Source organism: Neptunicella marina, assembly GCF_014270035.1.
GTDB lineage: Bacteria > Pseudomonadota > Gammaproteobacteria > Enterobacterales > Alteromonadaceae > Neptunicella > Neptunicella marina.
The window spans coordinates 14444-32261 of record NZ_JACNEP010000017.1; the positions used below are offsets into that span (position 1 = coordinate 14444).

Here is a 17818-nt window from a genome sequence, read left to right on the forward strand (position 1 = left end):
GCATTGAATATCGTCGAACGCGGGTTTATTTTGACCCGTCAGCAAATTGAAAAGCATGGTCAGACATTTCTGGAATTTTGGTTAAGCACCGATAGCGGCCCGGTTAAGGTGCAAACGCCTGTACAGGAGTTTGTGTTTTTTGTAGCTCAGGTCGAGCTTGCTCGCCTTACTCTGTTGTTCAACACACATCAGCTGGTTTTCAGAAGTCAGCAATTAAATATGACCGACTTCCAGCATCGCACTATGGCAGCGGTTTATCTGCCTTCTCAACATCAGTTGCAAAACGCTAAACGGTTGTGTGCCGATAATAGAATCCGATTATATGAGGATGATATACGGCTGGCGGATCGTTACCTGATGGAGCGATTTATATACGGCAATGCCTTGTTTACCGGGGTACACAAAGAACATCCCTCTTACCGTGAAGTCACTCAGGCTAAACTGCAAACGACAGATTACCAACCTGTATTAGCTGTTTTGTCGATTGATTTGGAATGCAGTGCTAACGGGGAGTTATTCAGTATTGGTATGGCCTCTGAGACCGTAAGTTGTGTACTGATGATTGGTGAGCCGCAGGCTGGGCCTGACTGGATTGAATGGCTGCCTGATGAAAGAACACTACTTCTGCGATTTGCAGACAAAGTCAATCAGCTGGATCCAGACATTCTGGTCGGCTGGAATGTTGTAAATTTCGATTGTAAATTGTTGCTTGAGCGGGCAAAAATGCACGCGATAAAGCTCAATATAGGAAGAGATGGCAGTGCCGCCTGGTGGAAAACATCACGTGCTGAAAATGACCAGGGTTTTATTGGTATTGCTGGCAGGGTCGTGGTTGATGGCATTGATGCTCTTAAAACTGCAACCTACCAGTTTGATAGCTTTAGTCTTGAGTTTGTTGCCCGGACTTTGTTGGGTAAAGGAAAAAGCACTGACGATGTTGATAACCGCTTAGCCCGGATTGAACATGATTTTATACATAATAAAATCAAGCTGGCTGAATATAACCTGCAGGATTGTTTGTTGGTACTGGAGATTCTGGCGCACACCAATATTATCGATTTTCTGCAATTGCGCAGCCAGTTAACCGGACTGGAACTTGATCGCATGGGCGGCTCTGTCGCCGCGTTTACCAACGTTTATTTACCCAAATTACATCGGGCAGGATTTATTTCTCCCAATCGACCTGCGGGTGGAGGCTTAGCCAGTCCCGGGGGCTATGTGATGAATTCCAGCCCCGGGCTTTATCAGCATGTTCTGGTACTTGATTTTAAGAGTTTGTACCCGTCTATTATCCGCACTTTTAAGATCGATCCACTTGGATTAGTGCAAGGTTTAGCCAGCCCTGAGAATGCAATCCCAGGTTTTAAAGGCGCCAGTTTTGATCGCAAACAACATTTTTTGCCGGATATTATCACGTCGCTGTGGCGGCAACGGGATGAAGCAAAACGTCAGCAGGATGCCGCCCGCTCACAGGCGATTAAAATTCTGATGAATTCATTTTATGGTGTGCTGGGGTCTGGGGGATGCCGTTTTTACGATACTCGTCTGGCGAGTTCAATTACCATGCGAGGGCATGAAATTATGCAAACAACCGCCAGTTGGATCCGGGAGCAGGGCTATGATGTGATCTATGGTGATACTGATTCGACCTTTGTCTGGCTAAAGAATGCCGGATCTACTGAGCAGGCCAACAGGATCGGCCAACATTTACAGCAACATATTAACCAGCAATGGCAACAAAAACTGGCTGATGAGTATAACCTCGACTGCCATCTGGAAATCGAGTTTGAAACGCATTTTAAACATTTTTTAATGCCGACTATTCGTGGTGCAGAAACCGGCAGTAAAAAACGTTACGCAGGTATCAAAACCTCTGAAAAAGGCGATAAACTGGTCTTTAAGGGGCTGGAAACCGTGCGTTCGGACTGGACTGCGCTGGCCAAGGAATTTCAAACAAAACTGTATCAAATGGTGTTTGATGGTGAACCCGTCAACGACTATATTCGCTCGGTGGTTGAAGGCACACGGCAAGGGCGGTTTGATCACATGCTGGTTTATAAAAAACGCTTGCGGCAGCGATTACACAAATACACTAAAAATGTTCCTCCACATGTCAAAGCTGCGCGTATGGCTGACCATAATAATCAGCAGCAAGGTAAAGCATTAAAGTATCAGAACAAAGGTTGGGTCAGTTATGTGTTAACTATTAACGGCCCGGAAGCGATTGAACATCAAAGTAGCCAGTTGGATTACGAACATTATATTGATCGTCAGATCAAACCCGTTGCAGAGGGGATACTGCCTTTTATCGGTTTAACCTTTGAGCAACTGGTAAGTAATCAGCTGGATCTGTTTTAACGCAAACTAAACTCAATATCGTTTTTAAAATCAGCTTTGGGGCGTTGTTGACTATCGCGTTGTCGCACGCGCCATGCCTGCACCGACATTTTTACATGATCTTGCTGTTTCCAGAACGCAATGGTCATGAAGTGTTCACGTGTTCGTTTATTTAAATAAGATAAAAAGGGTTTTGGGCGTTCCGTTGATACAGCAGCAATATAGTTCACTTTATTGCGGCTAACCCCTGCAATGGGGGGAGCGGGAAAATACACGGGTTTTTTTACTGCGACATCGGTGGCGATACTGTTAAGTCCGGTCAGGTTTGACATCGGCGATGACACCACTTCTATCAAACGTGTTTGTGTTGCCAGTTGCACTTCTGCAATACGGCCATAATGTACATCACCAGAAAGTAAGACTATATCATGTCCACATTGCGCAATTGCCTGAATTAATTGCTGATATTGCTTCTGAAAACTGAGTAAATTTCGTTCCTGAGAGTTATGCATATTGAGTAATATTTGCGGCAGAACCAGTATTCCCGGTGAGTTGAGCTGCTGCAACCAATCAAGTAACTGGCGAAACGTTTTTTGGTCAGTGAACTGAGTCTGGCTGCGATAGGAACGGGCATCCAGCACACAAAAGCTTAAATCCTGTCCAAGACTGAACGTTGAAATAGGTGATACACATTGTACGCGTTCGACACCATCTTTAGCGGTGGATAACCATGCCCGTTTTACTTTTGGGACTTTTAGCGGCCACAGGGTAGGAATATTACTATCTGTGAAAGGATAATCATTCCAGTACTCGTGATCATCTGCCAGGAACCAGTTTGCCCCACGGTTTAATACGCTACCTAATGCCTGCCAGTGCTTAGCATAATCGTCGGCAACACGTTGTCGAACTTCAGATGGCACCAACGAGAGTGTATCTATGCCAATATCCAGATACACCTGATCGCCAACCAGAAATTTAATGTCGGGTTTATGGTGAGCCGGAGCCTGTGTATAAAGGCTTTTGTAAGCCATTGCGGTCGAGCCCTGATCAAGGTGCTCGTAAAAACAACTGCCCAGCATGGCACAAAATGCCTGCTCTTTATGGCGGGGTAACGCGGTTGGTAGTGTTTTAAACTCTCCAGAACGCAGTTTTTGCCAACCGACTACACCGTACATGGGGCGATTTACATAATGTTGGAATTCTACCTGATATTCCTTATCAGGCTGCAATCCATCGATTTCACATAAATAAAAAAAACGTTTATGGATTTGTTTAAACGGGTATTGCCAGTCATTCATGTTGATATCGTACTGACGTATTTCCTGTGTCTGATGTTTTAGCAATACGCGTGCGATGTCGGGTTTATTTAAATCATCAAATAAACTACCAACCCAGACCTGAGCCGTTGTTGCACTTACCTTATGGATAACCAGCTGCCATTTACTGGTATTGGTATTCAAATTAAGTTGACTCATTTTTAAACTCCTTTTACTTGGTGTATTACAAGCTAATGGATTCAAATTGCTGATTGGCAGAAATGAAGACAAAACCTGCCCAGTATCTGGGGTTTTTATATCTGCCAGAGTGCAACATTTCACGCTGAGCGGTTTGCAATGCAATCGACGGGTTAAAATTATTAACAGGCAAAGCACGATAAAAATGTTGCATAAAAATGGCAGTTGCGCGGTCCGGAACTTTCCATAAAGTTGCCATTACTGACCCCGCTCCCTGCCCTAAAAATACCCGTGCCAGACTATTTAACCCTTCACTTTGCCGGGCTTGACCCAAATTGGTGTCGCAGCCACTTATGACAATCAGTTGATTGGCGAAATACTGGTTGTAAAGTTGTGATAAGGGGACAAAACCGTTAGCTGAGGACGATGTATCCGGGCTGGTCACCAACCCTGTGGTTTCAGGTGTTTGCGGATCGTAATAACCATGGGTCGCGATGTGAAATAATGCGGCATAGCGCATGGGGTGGGAGAGTAATTGTTCGCGGGTGGCGCTGTCACCCGTTGCAGAAATGACGGAATATTCTTTAAATTGCTGCTGGATATTGTCTGCTTCAGTTTTACTGGCAGGTAAAGCCGGGAAGCTGTTTGGCATCGCAGAATCCCTGCCGTTATGTGAGGTATTTGGAGCTGCAAAAATTGCGATGCCGGACGTAGAATCTGATGGGGATGATATATCACTTAAATAGCTATTCAGTGAATAACTGTAAATAATGGGCACACGTTGAGTGAGTGTGGCATTGCGGCCGGTTGTCTCACTTTGGCGTAATGCTGCAAACGAAATCTGTCTTAGTATGCCATCCGGCACAATAATGAGTTGCTGCAAATTCTGATTTGCAAGCAACGCCGGCGGCAATAAATCATTGGCGCTGAATTCATCGAGTAACTGTAATCCCAATTCTGCTTGTTGATTGTGTTCGTATTGGTGCAGGCGATGATTGATATCATCTCTTAAGGCATACATCTTCCAGCTCTGCTGAGAAATAACAAATACCACATAAGTCCGGTTGATTTTTACATAACGCAGTGCGATGTCGCCTTCAGGTATTTTCTGTTGAATTTCATTTAAGGGTAATACCGGCAGATCAGGTATCTGCTGTTCGCTATTGCGGTTTAAACTCAGGTAGCGTTCTTTAAGGTTATCCAGCTTACGGCGTATGGACTCATGATTGGCTGGATTGCCAATAAGTTGCACCTCAAGTGCAAGCTTCTCCAGTAATAAATCACTAATTTCCTGCGAATCCGGAGCCTCCCGGGAACCCTTTTCAACGAAATAACTGCGTTGCCTGCGCCATACCGATGCCTGATATTGTTCTGCTACCTGATATATTTTTTGTAATCTTTGTGATTGATTACAGGTGAGAACGAATGTCATGTAGCTATCAATTAATTCATGAGCTTTGTCCATCCAGAACGGGCTTTGGTAGTTGGAGTTCAGTTGTCTGACTGTATGCTGGAGCTCATTAAATCCTTGTTCAAAGGCATGGGTTAATTGCTGTTCAATAGTGACACGCTCTGCGTGTGACACTGATTTTAGCTGATGTTGTAAAACTTTAATTTCCAGTGTTTTTAGATAGATAAAATTGTTCTTGTCAGGAGTGACCTGTCTGGCAGCTATGTTTAGGCAATCACGTGCGTTATCCATCTGGCCGAGACGAATAAATGCATCGGCCAGTGTTAATGAAAACTGGGTGCTGTTGTAGGGCTGATTTAAAGCCTGTCGCTCCTGCATTGCACGTGAAATATAATGTTCTGCTGTTTGTCTGTGCCCTTGTTTGATTGATGTCAGAGCCGATACTGCCAGTATTACCGGTAACAGTTCTTTTTCCTGGGCGCGGCTAATTCCTTCAGCTCTTTCTAACCATTGCATGGCATCTGCCCACTGTTGTTCAGCGATTGAGGTATATGCCAGTTCAAGCAATGTTCGTGGGTGTTCAGCAATCCCAAGTGATAATTTCAGGTACCTTTTAGCCGTCACCCGGTCACCAAAATAATTATATATTTGCGCCAGATTCCGTGCATGGATCGAGTGAGCTATTGGATTATATTCTTTGCTGGTAAATTGCAGTGATTCACGAATGGATTGTTGAGCCAGTGTCAGTTTACCCTGCCATAAATTCAGCATACCTAAATTATTTAGGTATTCACTTATTGCATCTGACTCGTGCAAACGCCGCTTCACCAGAATTGCATTTTCCAACATAAAAGCGGCTTCTGAATATTCTTTATTTTGTGCATAGGTTGTTGCCAGTGCATTGTAAAATTCAGGTAATAAATCGGGAATTGGGTGCACGCGCAGTATTTGAGATACTTGATTTAAGTGGGTGATCCCGTTTTGTTTAAGCACAATATCACCGGTGTTGCTACCCTGAAGATAATGCGCAAATCCGCTGAATAAATGGGTATAGGCCTGAGCCTGTGCAAAGTGATTATACAAATCACTTTCTGCTTTGGTGTTTTCCAGATTGTGCACATAGGTGTTGAGATCATCAAAACGATACAGAGCAAATAAATTATTAATAGTTAAAACAATGCCTGAACTGCAGGCAGGCTCAGTGGTGGCTAAATGCTGCATATCATTTGCGGTTGAAAGGCTGAGTTCAAATTGACCTGTCTTAATTTGCATGGTGGCCAGTTTGCTCAATAGCTGGCAATTTAATATTGAAGCCAGCAGAGGCTTATTTGATGAAATATACTGTTGCAGACGATTAGTTAGTGTTGATTTATCTGCCCGCGACCAGCTGCTGGATAGTTCAGTCAGCCATTGCCATAAAGCATTATCTGGTAAGTTTTGATTGTAATTAGTTAACTTAAAATCTTGTGGATTTAAAGGGGAAAACGCGTAAGCCTGTATTTTTAGCTGGTAACTATGTTGATTGACCTGCGACTCAGGTAGCTCAAAAAACTCAATTTGCCCCAGTTCCTGAGGGCCTTCCAGGTGTGTAACCGCTTGACCATTGTATAATACATCAAGATTAAAAATATGTGTCTGGCTTTGGATTGACCATCTGCCACTTTTGGCATTTGGCGGTACCGGCAGCGTATATGAATATAACTTTAGTTTTTGCAGGTTGAATAGTTCAGAAGCAAAAAGCTGCGTGCTAATAAACACGCAGCTCAGCAATATTAAACGGATGAATACCTGAAAGTGCTGCATCAGTCTTACTTCCCGGCAATATCAGCCCCACATATATGAGGGTACCGGGAATAACAACATTTCACTCATTTGCTCTTCTTCTGAGGCTTCGTCGTCTTTTTTGTCTTTATCTTTTTCCTTGTCATTTTTAGCCCACAATAGCTCAGTACTAAACTGACGGGTGTTGGGATCCAAAGTGACTGACAGTGTCACGTGTGTCCAGCTGAAGGGCAGGGGATCGACGATTTCACGCAGATCTATTTTTTCCGCTACCATTTTGTTTGGCTCGGTTTTACTTGGATAGTAACGGGCTGTGCTGGTGACTTTTTGCGCGATGTCGGTCCATAATGCGCCACCCAGATTGGGATCATTAACAACAACACGCATATACCAGTCATTGTTTTCGTCCTGTTCTAAGCGCGTTTTCATTTTGTAAGCGGCATCGTTATCTTTATCAAAGGCCAGGGGATGGTAAACTCTTAACTCTTCTGGAATTAACGATAAATCGATACTGGTAACGTACGCACTATCGACTTGCCACATTTGTAAATCAGCTGGGATATCTGCTGCTTGCATAGTTATTGCACTCCTGATTGTGAGTATTGTATGACACGTGTCATGGTGATGTTGCTGTCGCCAAATTGAGCAATCCAATTTGACATAACGGGACTGAGGTTACCGCTAAATAATGTGCTGACAGGCTGACGCTGCTTTGTCAGCATTGTGGTCTGCTGGGCGGCATAGAAAGAAGCGATACTGTGGCGTAGAACATCTGCAATAATAATGCTGCCTAATTTTCCTAAACGGGTATTGGCTGGCTGACTTAATCCACTTTCCAGTAAAATATATAACCACAAGGGAAGTTTTTCTGAAGCAATAATAGGTTTAAGTATCTGATAAGCCTCGCTTAAATGGCTTTCTTCTAATGCTGCAACCGGTTTGGAGTCTGTTAACCCTGTGGCTTTGGCAAGATGTGCAAAGTGCATTTCGATTGAGTGGCGTAAGTCATAACCTGACGGTAACTGGCTTTTATTGCCAGCCAACAGGTTCAGGGTGACAATATTGCCCTCAGCCGGAACGTCAGCCATGCCTCCGGATAAGGATAAATCCAGTCTTCCTGCTTTTTGCGATGCCTGACCAAAAAATAAAGACCAGTCAATTTGTTGCTCTGGTGGAATATCGCCTGATTTATTGCCACGTAACAGATCGCCAATCGATAACGTGTAAGACGGCTGGATATGATTCATTCGATATACTGGCCTGACAAGACTATGGCCTATGCGAAATGCCGCATGTGAGAACTCACAAGGTATAGCGTCAATTGGTGTGGTGAAGTCACTAATACCTGATGCTGACTCAATGAAAAAATGTTGATAGACAACAGGATCGAGTAATCGCGACAAAAAGTCAGTAACCACCACCTGATGAAACATGCTGATTGTCGCTTGTTTTGCCTGAATAAAGTGACCTGTTTCGACTAAAAAGCGGTTGTGCAGATTTTGCCAGACACGGTGCATTTGACACACTATGGTATTTTCATCATTACGGGGTTCTGGAATATGTGCCACGCCGGCGGTATTGCGCCATACGTCATAATTGATATGGGAAGGAACGACAAATTTACCTGTTGGGTTAAACAGAGTGTCCGCACTAAAGTCCGGCCCATCACCGTACATACTGTCCATGTTCAGGCAGGGGGTGACATGCCGTTGTGCCTCTTCGCCTTTTGGATTGGTGGGAGCAACAATATCATGGGAAATCATTTGACCGAGATAGGTAAAGCCTGCTGGTATTTCCAGTGAATGCTGATCGTCTTTCAGTGGTTCAAAGGCAAGCGGCTGTAACAACTTGTGCCTGGGGATTTGTGTATCAAAAGCATGGTCTACTTTTTCGGAAATTTTTAATGCCAGAATGCGCGCCAGCTCAACAATTTGTTTCGTTGATAACAACACACCTTCCGGATGTGGGGGAAATAATCTTGTTTGAGTGCAATCCATGCTAACTTCCATTAAAAGTTGTAATCAATTCCCAGGGTATAATGTAGATCATTCGCTTGTTTATCTAAGCGGGAAATTGTCATGTCATAGCGTCCGGGCTGAACATTTTCTGCTTTAATTTCAAATATTAGCTCACCATTGTCGTTAGTGTTAATTTGTTGCCACTGATAATCCCGATTATTTTTTTCATCATGAAGACTAAGTTGAAATTCGCTATTAGCCTGTAAGCCCAAATCTATTACCAGCAATTTATTACTAACGGCTGAGTTGAAATAAATATGCCAGTCAGGTATCTCGCCACGATAGGTTTCCAGATAGACTAAATCCGGACTTACGGTTTTATCTGATGAAAAGGGCCATTGAATACAAATGACCATCACAGCTCCAAGAATGGCGCCAGCAACGACACCACTCCATTGATGCCTGGCTGTCAACCAGACGCCTTGCAAGCGCTTAAACACCTTGTTCGAAAAAGCGGTTTTATGTGCGGTAAAAATATCGTCAATGTGGATAAGTTCGATGAGACCGGGTTTGTCGATCAAAAAGGACTCAAAATAGCGGACTTCTTCTATTGATAACTGATTTAAGCGATATTTTTGTATTAAGTCTTTAGCCGTTTGTTCATTTAAGTCCATTTTGAATTACCGTGTGAGTGGCAGGAAACCTTATTTTCGATGTTGTAACTGCTCCAGCTTGTTATCTGTATTGTGCTGAGCAAAAAGCGTTTCTCTCATTTGAATTGATGTTTTTTTATATTCCTGCGGCACGCCGTTAAAAAAAGGCAATAAACTGATTAAGCTTATGGCGAATACTTTAAATGCATTCAATCCGTTATGTTCAGGGCTTATTTTATGTTGCATCAGTTGTTTAAGCCGTGAACGGGCTCGAAACAAAACTCTGTCGAAATGGGCTGCCGAGAGTACCAGTTCATCACATATTTGTTGCTTGTCTTTTTCATACAAATAAAAGTACTGGAGGATCTTTTTATCTCTGGCACTGGTGAGTTCACTTAACAATTGCTCAACCAATCGTAACGTGGCTTCACAATACTGGATGTGTGATAAATCTGATGGTTCGTTTAGAGGATAATCTTCAATATTTTCATCGCAACTGGTAGCCCGGCGAATTTCCTTACGTTGATGTGCGATTAATAAATTGATGGCTGTATTACGAACAAAACCATTTAGCGCTTTGGGGTTGTTGATTTCACCGTTTCGCGCTTTGTGTAATACCAGCAATATGGTTTCCTGCGCTAAATCTTCAATCAGGTGTTGTTCTTTGACCCGGCGTGCAAGAATAAATTGTAATCCCTGCCAATAACGCTCAAAAAGCAGTTTTTCAGCTTGTTCGTCGTGTGCGGCGATCAGTGTTACAAGTTTATCCGCCGGAATATCAGCTGGGTGGTTAACATTGTGTTCTGTCGATTTTTTCAGAACGGTCACGTTGCAAATAAATCCATTTATTTGGTCACTGGTTAATATCCAAGCTACACCAACTTATTGCCGAATTAAACAATTAATTGTTGGTTATTTGAATAATTATATTGGTGAAATATTAATGATTTTTACTTTTAATTGAATGACTTACTGTTGTTGCCATTCAAGGCCAATATAAATTGTGCGTGGTAATCCTGTAAAATATCTGTGTTGGTTGAAAGCAAAGTCTGCTCGTTCTGCGTATCGCGTGTTGAGCAAATTCCTGACTGAAATGTGCCATGACAGCGCTTCATTGAGCGAATAATTTGTCGAAAGGTGCAGTAGATTATGACCCGGGTATCGTTGGCTGTTTTGTGGATTCAGATAATATGCCCCTTGATGTTGCCAGCTTAGTTGTGTCATCAATTGGCTGACAGGTCGCCATTTTAGATTAACTTGTGCCAGTAGCCGGGGGGCGCTGTCAATATCGTTGCCTTTAATATTCTCCGAACTGATTTGAATGTTATTGGTATAGCTGTGACGACTGTAACTGCCATTGATACCAAGCGATAGTTTATCTGATAAGTCAACACTGGCTTCTATTTCAGCACCAGTGTGACGGGTTTTGCCATCACTGTAATTGTGCCGTTCAGTATCCTGAAAAATATAATGGTTTTTATGCATATCAAATAGAGTGAATGCCCATGAAATCCAGTTCAGCGATTTTTTTAGTCCCAGTTCAATATTGGTTAGCGTTTCCGATTGTAGATCCGCCAGTTGTTGCCCTTGTTGTAGTCTGAATAATTCACTGGACTGTGGTGGCCTGTAACCCTGACTCATTGCAATATACAGATTACTATCTCCAGTGAGCCGATAGATTAATGCCAGGCGTGGTGACATGTTGGTAAACGTTAAAGCAGTATCTGCCGGACGAAAATATCGACAATTAACGGTATCAGTGGTGCATGCGCTTCCATTGCTCAGGTGATTATCATAGTCGTAATCCAGCTGGCTCCAGCGTAGTGAAAAATCTATTTCCAACTGGTTGTTCAGAGGCCGGTTATAGTTTGCCCACACTGATGTTAACTGGCTATTGAGGCTGTAGTCATAATGGAAACCTTGTGGAATGGAAGCCGAAAATGGTTCAGATTGATATTCAGATAATTCACTTTGCGCGAATTCGTTATCCAGTCCGAGCGTTATTGAACCTGTTTCCAGTTGTTGATGCCATTTGCTGAGCATTCCTGCGCTAACTTGTTGATTTACTTCAGTGGGTTGCCAGGGAACCCAATGCTGTGAAAAGCGCATGAAACTATGGCGAAGATATGGGGTTATGCTCCAGGTAGTCTGGTTTTGGTACCAGTTAAGCTGTGAACTAATCCGCAGGGCACTGGCGTGGCGATATGCATCCGGGTTGGCATTTATTCGAACCAGCTCAGGTTTTTTATAGGCATTAAATCCCTCAATATAACCGGCACTTTGTTGATTTAAATGCGTTGTAGCAATAAGCAGGGTGCTGTCAAAATCATGCTGCAGATGTTGGTATATAAAGTTGGCTTTTTGTTGTTCATAACCTGAATCGGGTTGATAGCCATTCTCTCTGCTTTGATTGCCATACAATAGCCAGCCAGAGGAGTCATTATGCAGGCCAACACGAAATTTGCTGCGTTGATACCGGCGCTCTCCCATTGTCAGATCAATACTCAAAGGAGAAGATTGAAAAACCGATAATGGCTGACTATTTATCACGCCGTGTACCGCATTGCCATCGTATTGCGCGCTAACCGGGCCGCGGATAACGTCGATATACTGAGCCTGTTCAGTATTTAATTCAAACAACTGGTTGGCGTTGCAAAAGCCCATTGGCCTGACTGGTACACCCATTTCGGCGATGACAAAGGCACCACAGGCACCTGCACCTGTTAACACGGGTGAACGAATAGAAATCAGACTTTCCTGTCCATTTCCCCGACTAATCCAGCTTCCGGCAACTTGCGACAATAACTCACTGATATGCACGGCTTGCTGTAAGTTAATATCTGATTGTTGCAGCAGGGATGCGCTTAGGCTTTGTTGATCGTTATTTGACAGTGAGCGTGATGATTTAATTTCAATACGTTCCAGTAGCTGCTCCTGAGCGTGAATTGAAGAACTCAACAACATGCCGGACAAAAACAGTAGCAGGGGCAAAACGAGTGCAGGCTGGCGTATCGGAAACATGGAACAGTTAATCGCGTTTTTTAGCTAAATCAAGGTATTAGTTTACCCATGCTGTTGCATGGCTGCCAATGGGTGTTTACTCTTTGGGCGAAATAACGGCGCAAACTCCGGAGCCATCAGGGCATGCTCGAATTAAAAAATATAACCAAGTCTTTTATTAATGGATCCGAACAGGTCCATGCTCTGCAAGGGGTGTCGTTAACGGTCAGTAAAAATGAGTTTGTTGCTTTTATGGGCAGCTCAGGGTCAGGTAAGTCGACCTTAATGAACATTATGGGTTGTCTGGACACACCCAATAGTGGTCAGTATTTGTTAGACAACCAGGATGTGGCCAAACTGGATGACGATACTTTGTCCGCAATCCGTAACAAACATATTGGTTTTATTTTTCAAACTTTCCATTTATTACCCAAGCTGGATGCAATTGGTAATGTCAGGTTGCCACTGCGTTACACCGACGTCAGCGATGAAGAAGCGACTGAACGTGCAATTGCCTTGTTGCAAAAAGTCGGACTGGGTCATCGCATGCAACATAAACCCTTTGAAATGTCAGGTGGGCAGAGACAGAGAGTTGCCATTGCCCGGGCGTTAATTAACCGTCCTACTGTGATTCTGGCCGATGAACCAACCGGTAACCTGGACAGTAAAACCTCGGTAGAAATTATGGCGCTGCTCAAAGATTTGCATCAGCAAGGTCAGACCATCGTTATGGTCACTCACGAAGATGATATTGCCGAACATGCCGAACGCGTAGTTATGATGCGTGATGGGCAAATACTGGATGAAAATTATGCGCTGGCGAAATAATTATATAGCACTGCTGTGCATGGGGTTTATCACCCCATTGGTGCAGGCTGATGAATCCTTATTATTAACCGGCGTTGTTAGCTCTTCTAACAGTCAGGTTGTAACCGCACCACGTACAGATCGTTGGCAGGTACAAATTCAGTGGCTTGCTGATGAAGGCAAGATTGTCAATGTTGGTGATTTAGTTGCGGTGTTTGATGGAGGTGGAATTCAGTCACAACTGGAGCAAAATGAGGAAAATCTCAATACCCAGAAGTTACAACTGATCAAAACTGAAATGGATTTAAATCAGGCGGTTGTTGAAGCAGAAGGGGCATTAAAACTTGCTACTATCATGGTGGAAAAAACACGTATAGAAGCCAGTATTCCCGATGGCGAGGTCAGCGATTACGAAAAAGGTAAATATCGTATTGCTTACGAGCGTGCAATTGCCGACAAAGTGAAGGCAGAAGAAAAGGTTAAACTGAAACGCGCTGAACGGGATATCGGCATTAACAAACAGCAGCTTGAGCTTATTAAGTTGCAGGAATCCATTGATTACCAAAAGTCGCAGCTGGGTAAATTAAGTGTAGAAGCACAGGTACGTGGTCCGGTGACCCATATGTTACACCCCTGGAACGGTGAGAAAATTGCGGCGGGAACCAATGTACAGGCCAGCTGGAATATTGTGTCGGTGCAGGCGGAGCAAGGGTATCAGGTAACTGCCTGGATCCACGAAATTGACGCAGTCAAACTGAACGCGAAAAACAGTCAGATTATTCTGTCACTGGATGCTTATCCAAATGAAACTTACCAGGGCCATATTGTCAGTCAGAGTCGCCAGGCCGAACAAAAACCGCAATGGAGTGATAGCGCCTATTATCAGCTCGATATTGCGTTTGATCAGCTGCCTAAACATGACATTTTTCCGGGCATGAGTGTACGGGTACAAATCCAGCAAAACGGAGGGCAGCATGATGCGCAGTAGGATCTTTATTATCTGCTTTGTGCTGGCTTTGTTGAGTGCCTGTGATGATACAACTACAACAAATACTTCTCAGGATACACCTTTAATTACTGCCAGTGCCGAGGTGGTGTCAATGCAAACGGCTACCATTGGTCCGCCCAATGTTCGTCGTATGTGGCAGTACAAAATTGAAAAAATGGTACCGGAAAATACCCGGGTGAAAGAAGGGGATATGTTGCTGGTATTCGATGCTCAGCGACTTAAAACTGATTTGATTGGGCGCAAGAGTTCACTGCAGGCCGAAATTAAAAAAGCCCAAAGCCAAAAGCTGGATGATGAGGCGACCGAGCATGATTTAGTGCTGGCACAGGCCGAAGCCCAGATGAATTATGATATTGCACGGCGTAAAGCAGAAATTACCGATGAATCCCGCTCTCAAATTGAACGGGATAAACAACAGGCTGATTTTGAATACCAGAGCGAAAAGTTAGCACAGGCCAAACAAAAACTGGCTCACCATAAAAAAGCGAGAGAGATAAATCAAAAAGTCAGCCAGGGACGCATCAATATGTATCGCAGCCGGGTTAACTCAATTGAAAGTGATATTGAAAAGCTGACGGTTAAAGCGCCTAAAGATGGTTTAGTTATGTATGTTAACTGGAACAATGAAAAACCAGCAGTGGGTGAAACTGTGTATATGGGACGCAGTCTATTAACCTTACCTTCACTGGATCACATTGCGATTAAAGTTGAATTTGATGAGCCGGATACCGACAAATTACATGTTGGCCAGCTGGTTAAAGTGGTGTTTGAAGCCTATCCGGAAACCGCATATATGGGCAAAATATCTGAACTGGCCGAAGCCTATCACCCCAAATCGGCTAATAATCCAAAAGTGGTATTTGATGCTTTGGTTGAACTGGATAACGACGGGCCAAAAGAAATGCGCCCCGGTATGAAAGCGAAAGTGGAGGTGATGCCATGAGGCTTGTATCTCTGATAGCACTGTTAGTTGCTTTAGCCGCTTGCAGTGAAGCACCGCAGCAGACCATCCCGACCTATCAGGTTGCTGAGCGTGATTTTCGTATTCAGATCCCGGCAATCGGTGAGCTGGAAGCTGCTGAGGCCACCAATATCTCTTCACCAGGTCGTCGACCTATGGTGATTTCGTGGCTGGCAGAAGAAAACCAGACAGTTAAAAAAGGACAGGTCGTCGCGCGTTTTGATGCCGAGCAATTGTTATTAGATAAACGTGAAGAACAACTGGAAATGATGATGCTCGATAGTGATATGCGTAAAAAGAACGCTGAGCACAGCAAGGATCAAAACAGTTTAAATTCAGATGAAGTGTTAATTGGCAAAGAGTTTAATTTTGTTGATGCCTTCGCCATTGATGACCTGCGTTTATATTCCAAACTGGAGATTATCGATACCTTATCCAACAAGGAATATCTGGGGGCTAAAGATAATTTTATCGACTGGAAGTTAAACAGTCTGGATGAGCAGAATCAAAGTGCGCTGGATGTACTGGAAATCCGCAAACAAGGGCACGAAGCTAAATTCAAACAGCATGAACAGGCGTTATCCAAACTTGAAGTTAAAGCACCTTATGATGGGTTGCTGGTTTACGATAAAAACTGGCGTGGTGATAAAGCCAGCGTTGGCCAGACGGTTTTCCCCGGCGCCACCATTGCCAAAATCCCAAATTTGTCGCATATGCAGGCCAAAGTCTATGTGCTGGATAAAGACGCGATTGGGCTGGCAAATGGACAACCCGTTGAAGTGACCCTGGAAGCCTTTCCGGATCAGCACTTTAATGGTGAAGTAAAAAGTGTGTCGGGCTTTTCGCGCACTATCAAACGCGGTAATCCCACCAAATATTTTGAAGTGATAGTGGATTTGCCGGTTAAAGCCGAACAAATGCAACCGGGACAAAAAGTCACCGCAAATATCAATGTGAAAAAGGCAGAGCCTGCGTTAATTGTGCCGTTACAGGCATTATTTAACCAGCAAGGGAATAACTTTGTGTATGTAAAACAAGGTCAGGATTTTGTTAAACAGCCCGTCAGCACGGGGCAGAAAAATCTGTATTTTGTTGAAATTGTTGAGGGATTGAGCCCCGGTGACAATATCGCATTAAGTGAACCTTCCGTTCAGGAAACATCTGCGGGAGGCCAGTTATGATTAAGCAATTTTATCCACTTATCCTCGATGCGCTTGAGGAAATGGCTGCACACAAGTTGCGCACCTTATTAACCCTGCTGGGCATGATATTTGGCGTAGGGGCGGTGATTGCCATGTTGAATATTGGTGAAGGTGCGGAACGTCAGGCCATGAAAATGATTGATTCCATGGGGCTGCGAAATCTGATTGTTGAATCAAAAGTGTTTGCCAGTGAAGAGCTCAATGAAATTCGTCAGGAATCGTTAGGATTAAGTCTGGCCGATGTTGAAGCGGCAGCTCAAACCTTGCCTTACGTGGTTGATCACAGCGCTGAACGTCAGGTCAAAACACAATCGGTATACAGTGATTTTGGTAAGGCGGATGTGACTGTCGTTGGGGTGACGGCCAATCATTTTGATTTATCCAACTTAAAAACCAGTGCAGGACGTACGCTGACCGAAGAGGATGATAAAGATGTCGCACAAGTCGCTGTACTAGGGGCAAGTGCGGCTCAGCAGCTGTTTCCTGCAACCGATGCAATTGGTCAGTTTGTTAAAGTAAACCATCTGTGGGTGAAAGTTGTAGGGGTATTAGCAGCGCCCTATTCGGAGAAGGACGAGTTTCAGGGGGTTAAAATTGGTGGAGATAGCACCCGTATTTTTGTACCACTGAACACCAGTTTGAAAAAACTTAATGCCAATCCACTGGCCAGTGAACTGGATTTAATAAAGTTAAAAATTGCCGATGATACCGACCCGGTAATTGCAGCCAAAGGTGTATCGCAGCTGTTTAAATTGCGGCATGGCGAAGCTGAGGATTATCAGTTAATTGTGCCAGCAGCTTTGTTAGCACAACAAAAACAAACTCAGCAAATATTTAATATTGTGATGGCCTGTGTGGCGGGGATTTCTTTGCTGGTTGGCGGCATTGGCATCATGAATATTATGTTAGCCAATGTGCTTGAGCGCACTAAAGAAATTGGGCTGTTACGCGCGGTTGGCGCCACTCAACGTGATATCAAAATGCAGTTTATTGCCGAGAGTTTTACCATTTCTGTGTTAGGGGGATTATTGGGCATTCTGTTCGGTCTGATTTTATCTGAAGTGATTGGTTTTTATTCGGGCTGGGCAGTGAGCTGGTCCATTGTGGCGATTGTATTATCGCTATCCATTTGTATGGCAGTTGGTGTTGGCTTTGGTGTATTTCCGGCGATCAAAGCCTCTAAGCTAAACCCGATTGAAGCTTTGCATAGTGACTAGCTATTAACATCTGGTAGATAAAGCGCC

13 protein-coding genes are annotated in these 17818 nt (G+C 43.8%); 6 read left to right on the top strand and 7 right to left on the bottom strand.

Annotated elements, in window-relative coordinates; all coding sequences use genetic code 11:
• Positions 1-3: 3 nt before the first annotated feature.
• Positions 4-2358 carry a DNA polymerase II gene (locus H8B19_RS15915; RefSeq protein ID WP_186507887.1) on the top strand — a complete coding sequence of 785 codons (2355 nt, stop codon included), beginning with the start codon at positions 4-6 and terminating at the stop codon, positions 2356-2358.
• Here H8B19_RS15915 and H8B19_RS15920 read toward each other — a convergent pair.
• The 7 genes from H8B19_RS15920 to H8B19_RS15950 all read right to left on the bottom strand — a co-directional run bounded on the left by H8B19_RS15920 (position 2355) and on the right by H8B19_RS15950 (position 12553).
• On the bottom strand, positions 2355-3812 hold the full coding sequence (locus tag H8B19_RS15920) for a metallophosphoesterase family protein (RefSeq protein WP_186507888.1): 1458 nt from the start codon (positions 3810-3812) through the stop codon (positions 2355-2357). The genes H8B19_RS15915 and H8B19_RS15920 overlap by 4 nt on opposite strands.
• A gap of 25 nt (positions 3813-3837) precedes the next feature.
• Entirely contained in the window at positions 3838-7005 is a 3168-nt protein-coding gene (locus tag H8B19_RS15925) for a CHAT domain-containing protein (RefSeq protein WP_186507889.1), read from the bottom strand.
• Positions 7006-7026: 21 nt separating this feature from the next.
• Positions 7027-7560: a hypothetical protein gene (locus tag H8B19_RS15930; RefSeq protein ID WP_186507890.1), complete on the bottom strand. Its 534-nt coding sequence runs from the start codon at positions 7558-7560 to the stop codon at positions 7027-7029.
• A 2-nt stretch (positions 7561-7562) separates the two neighbouring features.
• A complete protein-coding gene (locus tag H8B19_RS15935) occupies positions 7563-8981 on the bottom strand; it encodes a peroxidase family protein (RefSeq protein WP_186507891.1) in 1419 nt (472 codons plus the stop codon).
• 11 nt (positions 8982-8992) lie between these two features.
• On the bottom strand, positions 8993-9616 hold the full coding sequence (locus tag H8B19_RS15940; protein ID WP_186507892.1) for a hypothetical protein: 624 nt from the start codon (positions 9614-9616) through the stop codon (positions 8993-8995).
• A gap of 30 nt (positions 9617-9646) precedes the next feature.
• Positions 9647-10423, bottom strand: a complete 777-nt coding sequence (locus H8B19_RS15945; protein WP_186507893.1) for a sigma-70 family RNA polymerase sigma factor — start codon at positions 10421-10423, stop codon at positions 9647-9649.
• 141 nt (positions 10424-10564) lie between these two features.
• The gene (locus H8B19_RS15950; protein ID WP_186507894.1) at positions 10565-12553 is read right to left on the bottom strand and encodes a TonB-dependent receptor; all 1989 of its coding nucleotides are present in this window, start codon (positions 12551-12553) and stop codon (positions 10565-10567) included.
• A gap of 186 nt (positions 12554-12739) precedes the next feature.
• Between H8B19_RS15950 and H8B19_RS15955 the strand changes: the two genes are divergently transcribed.
• From H8B19_RS15955 to H8B19_RS15975, 5 genes are read left to right on the top strand one after another with little or no spacing between them, the layout of a single operon-like run.
• Positions 12740-13423, top strand: a complete 684-nt coding sequence (locus H8B19_RS15955; protein ID WP_186507895.1) for an ABC transporter ATP-binding protein — start codon at positions 12740-12742, stop codon at positions 13421-13423.
• A complete protein-coding gene (locus H8B19_RS15960) occupies positions 13407-14390 on the top strand; it encodes an HlyD family secretion protein (RefSeq protein WP_186507896.1) in 984 nt (327 codons plus the stop codon). Before H8B19_RS15955 ends, H8B19_RS15960 begins: the two co-directional genes overlap by 17 nt.
• Positions 14377-15354 carry an HlyD family secretion protein gene (locus tag H8B19_RS15965; protein WP_241737643.1) on the top strand — a complete coding sequence of 326 codons (978 nt, stop codon included), beginning with the start codon at positions 14377-14379 and terminating at the stop codon, positions 15352-15354. The genes H8B19_RS15960 and H8B19_RS15965 overlap by 14 nt, the downstream gene beginning before the upstream one ends.
• Complete coding sequence (locus H8B19_RS15970; RefSeq protein WP_186507897.1) at positions 15351-16553, top strand: efflux RND transporter periplasmic adaptor subunit; 1203 nt, start codon at positions 15351-15353, stop codon at positions 16551-16553. Before H8B19_RS15965 ends, H8B19_RS15970 begins: the two co-directional genes overlap by 4 nt.
• Positions 16550-17791: an ABC transporter permease gene (locus H8B19_RS15975; protein WP_186507898.1), complete on the top strand. Its 1242-nt coding sequence runs from the start codon at positions 16550-16552 to the stop codon at positions 17789-17791. The genes H8B19_RS15970 and H8B19_RS15975 overlap by 4 nt, the downstream gene beginning before the upstream one ends.
• Positions 17792-17818: the final 27 nt, after the last annotated feature.